We start from the raw sequence: 10,688 nt of genomic DNA, 5'->3' as shown, positions 1-10,688 counted from the left end.
AAAACTCACTTAGGGGATTTCTTTTTGGAAACGATATAATTATTTATAGTAAAAGTCTGATTCTTATTTTAGAAAAAAGAGAAAATTGGAAGCGATCTAAATAAAAAAATTAAAATCACTTCCGTAGATAAAGGATAGATTATGTAAAATTTGAAAGGTGCATAATCTATCTTTTTTTATTTTTTGACAAATACATATTTTATTGATAAGACGTACTTTAAGTATATGTAAACAACTTATTTTACCTTTTTTTCTAATTTATGTCAAGAGCTTTAACCTAATTTAATAGAACTTTTTTCCAAAAAAACTAAATTTTAAAACAAGTTTTTAATGCATAAATTCGCTTTTTCAATATAAAGTGAACTCAAAAAAGGAGGAGTTTTTTTGGCTAACTATATAGTTCAATTTCCTTTGAAAGTAGAGAAGTATCAAGAGGATGTCCTTGAAAAAAGATTTAGGATAGGTAGGGATATATACAACTCTCTTTTGGGAAAGATGATGAAAAAATATGATGAGATGAGAAAGCAAAGAGTATATAGAGAGCTACTTCATGAGATAGCTAATACTGAGAAGAAAAAACCACTGTATAAAAAGCTAGAGACAATTAGAAAAGAGAGTGGATTTACAGAGTATGCTTTTCATAAAGAGGTAAAGGATATGCAGAAATTTTTTAAGCAGAATATAGATTCCTTTACAGCTCAAAAGATAGCTTCACAGGTGTGGAGAGCTTTTGAAAAGATGATGTATGGAAGTGGGCAGAAAGTACATTTTAAACAGGAAGATGATTTCAAATCCCTTGAGGGAAAATCCAATGGAACAGGGATTAGATATATAGATGGATATATAGATTGGAAAGGACTTAGATTAAAAGTTCTAATTGATGAGGAAAACCACTATGAGAAAGAGGCTCTTAAAAGTGAGATAGCCTATTGTAGACTTATTAGAAAAAATATTCGTGGAAAACTCAAATATTATACACAGATAGTTTTTAAAGGTATGCCACCTAGAGAGGTAGATAAGAAAACTGGAGAGTATAGAAAAAGAGTAGGTAGTGGAGAGATAAAGGTAAAGATAGGTAAGGAGTACCTTGTCTATGAAAAAGATGGGGAGTCTAAAGAGATAGAGCTAGCTGATAAAATCTACTCACTAGAGGTAAGAAGAAGAGAGCTCATAGAGAAGATAAATAGAAGAAAAAGAGAGGGACTATCAACACTCAGTGTAAGACATAGAAAGCTAGTAGAGGAGTTAAAAGAGGTATATAGAAAACAGAGTGATGTGAGAAAGTACCAACATGAGTGCTTGAGTAATGAGATACTAAGCCTTGGAGATAGGGTAGAGATAGAGGAACTAGAGAGTGTGCAAGAGGAGATTTACTCTAAGGGAAAAGAGAGAAGAGTGAAGATAACTAGGAGTGGTAAGAGAGGAAATAGGGCTCCTAAGATGTTAGAAGATATCCTAAACAGAAAATTAAGTTATCTTGATTAATATGGGTTTTGACATGAACCTAACTAGTAATAGTGAAAACTTCAAATGAAAAAGATTGGGCTATCACTCTTTAGAGAGGGATAGAAAGTCTTGAGTAGTGAGGAGTAAGAAGTGTCAGTACTTTTCATATGTTTAAAAAAATATTTAACAGATAAATTGGGAATTGGAGAGAATTTTTTATGAAAAGACAGGTAGCAAAAGTTGTAATGATAATAATGCAGTTTATCTTCTATTTTGTAGTGAATGAACTGTTTGATGTGCCAGATAGAATAATGTATAATACATTTTTTATTTATCTGGCTTTAAATTTAACCAAAAATATGTATTCTTTTAAAACTATTCTAATATGGGAAGAATTGAGAAAACTCCTATTAGTTCATGCTGAGTATCTAATAATTATGCTTATTAATGACTTGGCTTTCTGGGGTATGAAATTTATTCCTGTACACCTTTTTGTAGGACTTACTTTTACATTCTTTAATATTTTCATAATTAGATTTATAAGGACAGTATTTAGAAAAAATCTTGAGAAGAGCTTGTTGATAATAGGGATAGGAAATACCGCTAATCAAATAACAAGGATAATAAGAGATAATAATACCTTTACTATGTATAAACTACTTGGATATATCTCGGCTAATAGTATAGAGGGAGTAAACCAAGATGTACATGTAGAAAAAGATAGAGTGATAGGTACTTATGAGGATTTGGATAAAATCTTAGATGAGAATAAGGTAAATGAGGTACTTATAGCTTTACCATTAGCAGACAATGAGCAAATGGAAGAGATAATTAATAAACTAGATGGTAGAGTAGATAAAATTAAGTTTATTCCAAGATTTTGTGGAACATTTACTTTTAATTCTCAAGTTGAAAATTATGATGGAATAATGGTAATTTCAGCTAAGATAAACTTTGTTAAAGGAATAACAAGAGTTATAAAAAGAGTTGTAGATTTCTTTATAGGATTAATAGGTACACTATCATTGATACCATTGACTATATTTGTATATTTAAAAACTGATAAAGAAGAAAGAAAAACTGGACTATTTTTTACTCAAGAGAGAATAGGACATAGAGGTAAAAAGATAAAAATATATAAATACAGAAGTATGGTAGTAGGTGCAGATAAAATCTTAGAAGAGATGATGGCTAAGGATGAAAAAATAAGAGAGGAATATGAGAAGAATAAGAAGTTAAAAAATGACCCTAGAGTTACTAAGATAGGAGATTTTTTAAGAAGGACTTCTATGGATGAGTTTCCTCAATTTATAAATGTATTAAAGGGAGAGATGTCCTTTGTAGGACCTAGACCTTATCTCTTTAGAGAGAAAAAAGATATGAAACATTATTATGAAAAGATAATACAGGCTAAACCAGGAATAACAGGAATGTGGCAAACACATGGAAGAAGTGATACTGATTTTGATGAGAGATTGGTATTAGATGAGTACTATTATAGGAACTGGTGCTTGTGGTTAGATGTGGTAATAATAGTTAAGACAATAAAGAATGTAATTTATAAAAAAGGAGCATGCTAATGAATTTTTTATTTTTAACACATAAATTTCCAAAAGGTAAAAAAAATACATGTTTAGAAAAAGATTTTATAAAAAAATTAATTGAAAAAGGTCATAATGTATATGTAGCTACTCCAACAGAAAGAAGAATGAAAGAAGAAACTCATTTGTATCAAGAGGAAGGAGCAAAGATTTTATATGTAAAAACAGGAAATAGAACAAAGGAATATAATCTGATAGAAAAAATATGTACTATTCTTTCAACTCCATTTTTGATGAATAAAGAAATAAAAAGATATTTTAAAGATATACATGTTGATTATATAGTTAGTTATACTCCGTTTATGTCAAATTTAAATTTAATAAAGTCACTGACAAATTACTATTCCTGTAAAAATGTTTTATTTTTATGGGATATTATGCCACAAACAGCAAAAGATATGGGAATAATAAAAAATAATTTGATTTTTAATCATATGAAAAATAAAGAGAAAAAATTATATCAATATGTAGATAAAATAATTTGTAATTGTGATGAGGCTAAAAATTATATTTTAAAAAATAATTATAAAAAAGAACAGGATATCTTATTTATTAGAAATCCAGAATATATTCAAAGCGAAGATTTAAAGAATTTAAATTTAAGAGAAAAATATGGATATAGTCAAAACGAAAAGGTTTTTATTTTTGGCGGAAATATGGGAATGCTTCAAAAATTAGATAACTTATTAGATTTAGCCAAAAATATGATAAATGATAAAGAGATAAAGTTTTTGCTAATAGGAGATGGAAAAGATAAACTTTCATTAGAAAAAAGAGTAGAAAAAGAAAAAATAACAAATGTAAAAATATTAAATGTAGTTCCAAGAGAAGAATATGAAAATTTAGTAAGTGAAATGAATGCAGGGCTGATATGTTTGAGTGAAAAAAATACAGTGCCTAATTTTCCAACAAAAGTTACAGCTTATTTAAAGTTAGGTTTGCCAATGTTTGCTATGTTAGATAAATCAGCAGCTAAAGGTGTTGGAAAATATATTGATGATAATCAAATAGGAATTTGGAGTAAGGCAGGAGAATTAGAAGAAACAACTTTAAAGTTTAAAGAATTTTTAAAAAATATTGAATCAACTAAATATTCAAAGGAGTATTTAAAAAGCATATATAAAAAAGATTTTGATATAGAGAAAGCTTATGAAATTTTTATAAAGGAGATAGAGTAATGGAGAGTATATTTACAAGAAAGACATTATTAATAACAGGTGGTACAGGTTCTTTTGGAAATGCTGTATTAAGAAGATTTTTAAAAACAGATATTGGAGAGATTAGAATTTTCTCAAGAGATGAAAAGAAACAAGATGATATGAGAAAGATATATAATAATCCTAAACTAAAATTCTATATAGGAGATGTAAGAGACTATAACTCTGTTTTAGATGCGATGAGAGGAGTAGATTTTGTATTCCATGCTGCTGCATTAAAACAAGTTCCATCTTGTGAATTTTATCCAATACAAGCTGTACAAACAAATGTATTAGGGACTGAAAATGTATTAAATGCTGCTATAGCTAGTGGTGTAAAAAGAGTAGTATGTCTAAGTACAGATAAAGCTGCTTATCCTATAAATGCTATGGGAATGTCTAAGGCACTAATGGAGAAAGTAATAGTAGCTAAAGGAAGAAACTTAAAAGATAGTGAGACTACTATATGTTTGACTAGATATGGAAATGTAATGGCTTCAAGAGGTTCTGTAATTCCATTATTTATAGATCAAATGAGAAAAGGAAATCCAATAACAATAACTGACCCTAAAATGACTAGATTTATGATGAGCTTAGATCAAGCAGTAGATTTAGTGCTATTTGCTTTTAAAAATGGAAAAAGTGGAGATTTATTTATTCAAAAATCTCCAGCAGCAACAATAGAATTACTAGCTCATACTATAAAAAATCTATTTAATAGACCAGAGCATGAAGTAAAAATAATAGGAACTAGACATGGAGAGAAACTATATGAAGTTCTTATGACTAAGGAAGAAAGAGTAAGAGCTATTGATATGGGAAATTATTTTAGAGTACCAGCAGATGATAGAGACTTAAATTATTCTAAATATTTTGAACAAGGACAAGAAGTTATAACTCAAGCAGAAGAATATAATTCTCATAATACTTATAGATTAAATGAAGAAGAATTAAAAAATATGCTTTTTGAATTAACTGAAATCCAAGATGATTTAAAAGAGTTTGGAGTGAAATAGATGGAAAAATTAAAGTTAATGACTATTTTAGGAACAAGACCAGAAATTATAAGATTATCAGAAATTATAAAAAAAGCAGATAAATATTTTGATCATATATTAGTTCATACAGGACAGAATTGGGATTATACATTAAACAAAGTATTTTTTGATGATTTGGAATTGAGAGAACCAGATTATTATTTAGGTTCAGTTGGAAATAATTTAGGAGAAACTATTGGAAATATTATTGCTAAATCCTATGAGGTACTATTAAAAGAAAAACCAGATGCTTTGTTACTCCTTGGTGATACTAATAGTGCTTTATCAGCTATTGCTGCTAAGAGATTAAAAGTACCTATTTTTCATATGGAAGCTGGTAATAGATGTTTTGATCAGAATTTACCAGAAGAAATAAATAGAAAAATAGTAGATCATATAAGTGATATAAATCTTCCATACACAGAAAATAGTAGGAGATATTTATTATCAGAAGGATTTAGAAAAGAACATGTTTTTGTAACAGGATCTCCTATGACAGAAGTGTTAGAAGTAAATAAAGAGAAAATAGAGAAAAGTAATATCTTAACAAAATTAAATTTAGAAAAAAATAAGTATATTCTTTTAAGTACTCATAGAGAAGAAAATGTAGATAATGAGAAAAATTTTAATAATTTAGTTGAAAGTATCAATAGTGTAGCTGAAAAATATCAGATGCCTATAATTTTTTCTGTTCATCCAAGAACTCAAAAAAAATTAAAAGAAAGAAATATAAAGTTTAATTCGTTGGTAAGAGAATTAAAACCATTTGGATTTTTTGATTACTGTAATTTACAAGAGAACTCTTTCTGTGTGCTTTCAGATAGTGGAACATTAAGTGAAGAATCAGCTATTTTAAAATTTCCAGCAATCTCTATAAGAACAAGTACAGAAAGACCAGAAGTAATAGATAAAGGAAATATAATATTAGCTGGAATAAAAAAAGATGAAATATTATCTTCTTTAGAAATAGCTACAGAGATGTTTAAGGATGAAAATAGAAATGTAGAACCCTATGACTATTTAGATAACAATGTATCAGATAAAGTTATAAAAGTTATAAGAAGTTATACGAATATTGTAAATAGAGTAATATGGGGGAAAAATAATGGATAAAAAGATATTAATAATTGGTTCTAAAGGCATGGCAGGACAGACTATAAGAAAATATCTATTAAGTAAAGGATATGAGGTTTACTGTACTTTTAGAAAAGGAGAAGCAGAAAAGAAAGAAAAAGAATTTCATTTAGATGCTTTTGATAAAGAAGAGTTAAATAAAATTTTAAAAGAAGTAAAACCAAATTTTGTAATTAATTGTGTAGGAATCTTAAATCAGTTTGCAGAAGAAAATCCAGATATAGCAATATATGTAAATGGATATTTTCCACATTATTTGGATAGATTATCAAAAGAATATAATTATAAATTAATACATATAACAACTGATTGTGTGTTCTCTGGAAAAAAAGGAAATTATGTAGAAAATGATTTCAGAGATGCAGATAGTTATTATGGAAGATCAAAAGCTATTGGAGAAGTAAATAATGATAGAACTTTAACATTTAGAACTTCTATTGTGGGACCAGATGAAAATGAAAATGGAATAGGATTATTTAAATGGTTTACTAAACAAGAAGGGAAAATAAAAGGATATTCAAATGTATTTTGGTCTGGAGTAACTACATTAGAATTAGCAAAGGCAATAGAAGCCTCTTTTGAAACTAATTTAACAGGATTATATCATCTTGTAAATAATAAGAAAATATCAAAATATGAATTATTAAAGTTATTTGCTAAATATGCTAAAAAGGATATAGAGATTGAGGAATATAAAGATTATTATTCTGATAAGAGTTTGATAAATACAAGAAAAGATTTTAATTATAAAGTTAGTAGTTATGAAAAAATGATAGAAGAAATGGTAAAGTTTTAAAGGAGAATTATTAGTGAAAAAAATAAAAGTAATGCATATAATTTCACATTTAGAGAATAGTGGTCCAGTTAATATAGTGTTTGGGATTTTAAAAAATATCGATTATTCAAAATTTGAAATTTTTATATTGACTCTATCTGATGAAAAAGAAAATTCGAGAATAGAAGAATTTAAAGCTCTCCCAATAAAAATATATCAAACAAATATTTCTAATAAAAATATTATATTAGGGAAATTAAAACAAGTAAAAAAAATTATAAAAGAAGAAAAAATAGAAATAGTTCATTCTCATTGTATAGCAAGTACAATAGTAGTTTCTAAAATTTCTAATGTATATAAAATAAGTACTATTCATTGTGATTTTAAAACTGATTTATATTTTAGATTTAAATTTAAAGGAATTATTTATAGTTATTTATATAAGTTTTTTTTAAAAAAAATGAATTTAAATATAAGCTGTGGAGAAGGAGTCTCTAAGTTAAATCAAATACATTCTGGAATAAAAAGTATTTCAATTATGAATGGAATAGAGGAAGAAAAAATAAATTTAGAAAATATATTAGAAAGTAAAGCACAGATAAGAGAAAAATTAAAAATACCTCAAGATAAGAAAATTTTTATAACTGTAAGTTCAATTGATGAAAGAAAAAATATATTATTTTTAGCTAAAGTATTTAAAGAAGAATTAAAAGATTATATTTTTATAATAATAGGAGAGGGAAATAAAAGAGGAGAATTAGAAGATTTTATAAGAGGAGTGAAAAATATATATTATTATGGTAAGAAAAATTTGAATGAAGTACAATATCATCTAAAAGCTAGTGATTTCTATATTTCAGCTTCTAAAAGTGAAGGAATACCAAATTCTGTGCTAGAAGCTTTACAATTTGAATTACCTGTAGTGTTATCTGATATAGAAGCTCATAAAGAAATTAATAGTTTAGGGAAAATAGGCATTATTTTTAAAAATAATGACAATAAGGATTTAAAGGATAAGATTGAAGAAATAGTAAAAAATATACCATCAAATATAGAAATAAAAAAAATAAAAAATATAATTTCGGCTAAAAGAATGAGTAGAGAGTATATGGGGATATATTTTAGAAGGGAAAAAAATGAATATCTATAGAAGTATTTTAATATTATTACTTTTCTTCTTTATATTTGAAGATTATATAAAAAATAATAAAAAAATGTATAAGTTTTTAAAAATTTTTACGATAATACTCTTAGTCATCCTTATTGGATTTAGAGGAAATATAGCTAGAGATGACCAAATGTATATTGATTTATTAAAGCAATTTCAATACTCATTTGATTTTATAAAGGATTCACGTTTTGAAATATTATATCTTTTTTTAAACGGAATGATAAAAGTTTTTACAGATAATTATAGCGTTTTATTTTCTATTGTTGCAGGGATAAGTTTGTATAATTTATATAAATTTATTGATTTTTTTTCTGTTTCATTTTTTTATTCATTATCTTTTTATTATTGTCGTTGGATATTTTTGAAAGAGTTTACACAGATAAGAAGCGCTCTAGCTTGTTCATTTTTATATTTAGCTTTGATTGAACTATATAAAAAAAATGAAAATAAATATTACTTTTGGATTTTAATAGGTGGAATGTTTCATAAAGCTATCTTTTTCTGTTTTACTTTTCCTATATTTTTAAAATTAATAAATAGAAGTTTAAAGATAAAAGAAAAAGTGATTTATATTTTTATATTAATATTTCCAATTATAGATTTCAAAAGCTATTTTAATATTTTTCTGTCAAAAATTGGAATATATCAAGTATATTTAACAGGTCGTTATTCAGATAAAAGTACTGATATTGTTTACTTTTATTCAATAATATTTTTAGTAATATTAACTTTATTTGATAAAAAGTTAAAGTTATTGTTTCAAAGAAAGTATATATTTTTAAAAAAAGTATATATATTTAGTTGTTTAACAGGAGCTATATTATATCATTATGGTGATATAGCTGGAAGATTGACTTCATTTTTTAATGTTGAGTTTTTATTGCAAGATAAACTGTTAAGCTTATTTAAAAATAGATTGATTTTAAAAGTAATTTTAGCTTTATTTTTAATTGGATTATATTATGTAAATTTTACTTTAAAATTAGAAATAGAGTACTGGGATTATTTTAATAAACTTTTAAATTAGTTAGGAGAAAATAAGAAGATGTTAGAGAAAAAATATATAAAAAAAATAATATTATTTAATACTGCAATCTCAAGTTTAAATGTAGGAGATTATATTATTATGCAAAGTTGTAATAAAGTGTTAAAAAAACTACATAAACAAGATTTTTTTGTTGAAATTCCAACTCATACATATTTAAATTTTTTAAATATGAGTTTAATAAAAAAAATAAGTATATGTATATTTGTGGAACTAATTTGTTACAACCTTTTCATCCTTTAAGCATAAGAAATCAATGGAAAATAGGAATATTGTTCCTAATATATATATTGCTAAAAAAAGAAAATAATATAATTTTAGTAGGAGTAGGATGGTCTGGATATAAATACACAACAAAATCTTTATTAAAAACATATCTTCTAAAAAAATTATTAAATAATGGGCATATTCATTCTGTAAGAGATGAATTTACTAAACAGAAATTAAATGAAATAGGTATTTCTAATGTTATAAATACTGGATGTTTAACAACTTGGACTTTAACAAAAGAACATTGTAAAATGATTCCTAAAACAAAAGCAAAAAAGTTATTTTAACTTTAACTGATTATAATAGAGATTATAAAAAAGATAAAGAATTATTTGAAATATTAGAAAAAAACTATGAAGCTATATATTTTTGGCCACAAGGAAGTGAAGATTTAGAATATATAAATGAGTTATTAAACATACAGAAAAATTATAAAATAATTTCACCAAATTTGGAAACTTATGAAGATTTTTTACAATCCAATGAGTGTGATTTTATTGGAACTAGATTGCACGGCGGAATAAAAGCTTTACAAAATAAAAAAAGAACAATTATAATTGGGATTGATAATAGAGCTATAGAAATGAGTGAAATTGGTTTACCAGTAATCAAAAGAGAAAATATAGAGAAAGATTTGGAAAACATGATTAACTCAAACTTAGAAATAGATATAAATTTACCAATAGAAAGTATAGAAAATTGGAAAGCACAATTTGAGTTTGGAGAATAAATGAATAAATATAAAAAATTAGGATATAATACATTATTTATATTAATAGGAAATATTGGTTCAAAGTTAGTAAGTTTTTTATTATTACCATTTTATACAGTTTATTTATCTCCAGAGCTTTATGGAGAGTTAAATATGATAACAATGGCAATAACTTTTTTAACTCCATTATTAACTTTACAATTTGCTACTACTGTTTTTAGATTTGCTAATCATCAACCAGAAGAAAAGCAAAATATGATAACTTTTATAGCGTTATCAAGCGTAATTCCTATAATATTAA

11 protein-coding genes are annotated in these 10,688 nt (G+C 25.4%); all 11 read left to right on the top strand.

The features are described 5' to 3' along the window. Positions 1–384 precede the first annotated feature (384 nt). Entirely contained in the window at positions 385–1,485 is a 1,101-nt protein-coding gene (locus tag FMAG_RS09835; RefSeq protein WP_005886341.1) for a hypothetical protein, read from the top strand. Positions 1,486–1,664: 179 nt separating this feature from the next. Next, positions 1,665–3,026, top strand: coding sequence for an exopolysaccharide biosynthesis polyprenyl glycosylphosphotransferase (locus tag FMAG_RS09830; RefSeq protein WP_005886339.1), 1,362 nt, complete (start codon positions 1,665–1,667; stop codon positions 3,024–3,026). Next, positions 3,026–4,225, top strand: a complete 1,200-nt coding sequence (locus FMAG_RS09825; RefSeq protein WP_005886337.1) for a glycosyltransferase family 4 protein — start codon at positions 3,026–3,028, stop codon at positions 4,223–4,225. Before FMAG_RS09830 ends, FMAG_RS09825 begins: the two co-directional genes overlap by 1 nt. An 8-nt stretch (positions 4,226–4,233) precedes the next feature. After that, positions 4,234–5,259 (top strand): polysaccharide biosynthesis protein, encoded by a 1,026-nt coding sequence (locus FMAG_RS09820; RefSeq protein ID WP_040494184.1) that lies wholly within the window; start codon positions 4,234–4,236, stop codon positions 5,257–5,259. Next, on the top strand, positions 5,260–6,393 hold the full coding sequence (gene wecB, locus FMAG_RS09815; RefSeq protein WP_005886333.1) for a non-hydrolyzing UDP-N-acetylglucosamine 2-epimerase: 1,134 nt from the start codon (positions 5,260–5,262) through the stop codon (positions 6,391–6,393). Further along, the gene (locus FMAG_RS09810; RefSeq protein WP_005886331.1) at positions 6,386–7,210 is read left to right on the top strand and encodes an SDR family oxidoreductase; all 825 of its coding nucleotides are present in this window, start codon (positions 6,386–6,388) and stop codon (positions 7,208–7,210) included. Before wecB ends, FMAG_RS09810 begins: the two co-directional genes overlap by 8 nt. Before the next feature lie 13 nt (positions 7,211–7,223). Beyond that, on the top strand, positions 7,224–8,339 hold the full coding sequence (locus FMAG_RS09805; protein WP_005886329.1) for a glycosyltransferase family 4 protein: 1,116 nt from the start codon (positions 7,224–7,226) through the stop codon (positions 8,337–8,339). After that, positions 8,326–9,387, top strand: a complete 1,062-nt coding sequence (locus FMAG_RS09800; protein ID WP_005886327.1) for an EpsG family protein — start codon at positions 8,326–8,328, stop codon at positions 9,385–9,387. Before FMAG_RS09805 ends, FMAG_RS09800 begins: the two co-directional genes overlap by 14 nt. Positions 9,388–9,557: 170 nt before the next feature. Next, positions 9,558–9,962: a polysaccharide pyruvyl transferase family protein gene (locus FMAG_RS13420; protein WP_261660873.1), complete on the top strand. Its 405-nt coding sequence runs from the start codon at positions 9,558–9,560 to the stop codon at positions 9,960–9,962. A 296-nt stretch (positions 9,963–10,258) separates the two neighbouring features. Next, positions 10,259–10,405 (top strand): hypothetical protein, encoded by a 147-nt coding sequence (locus FMAG_RS13940; RefSeq protein WP_222609698.1) that lies wholly within the window; start codon positions 10,259–10,261, stop codon positions 10,403–10,405. Continuing rightward, positions 10,406–10,688, top strand: a 283-nt coding sequence (locus FMAG_RS09790) for a lipopolysaccharide biosynthesis protein (RefSeq protein WP_005886325.1), incomplete at its 3' end; no start/stop codon positions are given.

It is taken from the genome of Fusobacterium mortiferum ATCC 9817 (genome assembly GCF_000158195.2).
In the GTDB taxonomy this organism is placed as follows: domain Bacteria; phylum Fusobacteriota; class Fusobacteriia; order Fusobacteriales; family Fusobacteriaceae; genus Fusobacterium_A; species Fusobacterium_A mortiferum.
This window is presented reverse-complemented; position numbering and strand designations above follow the sequence as displayed.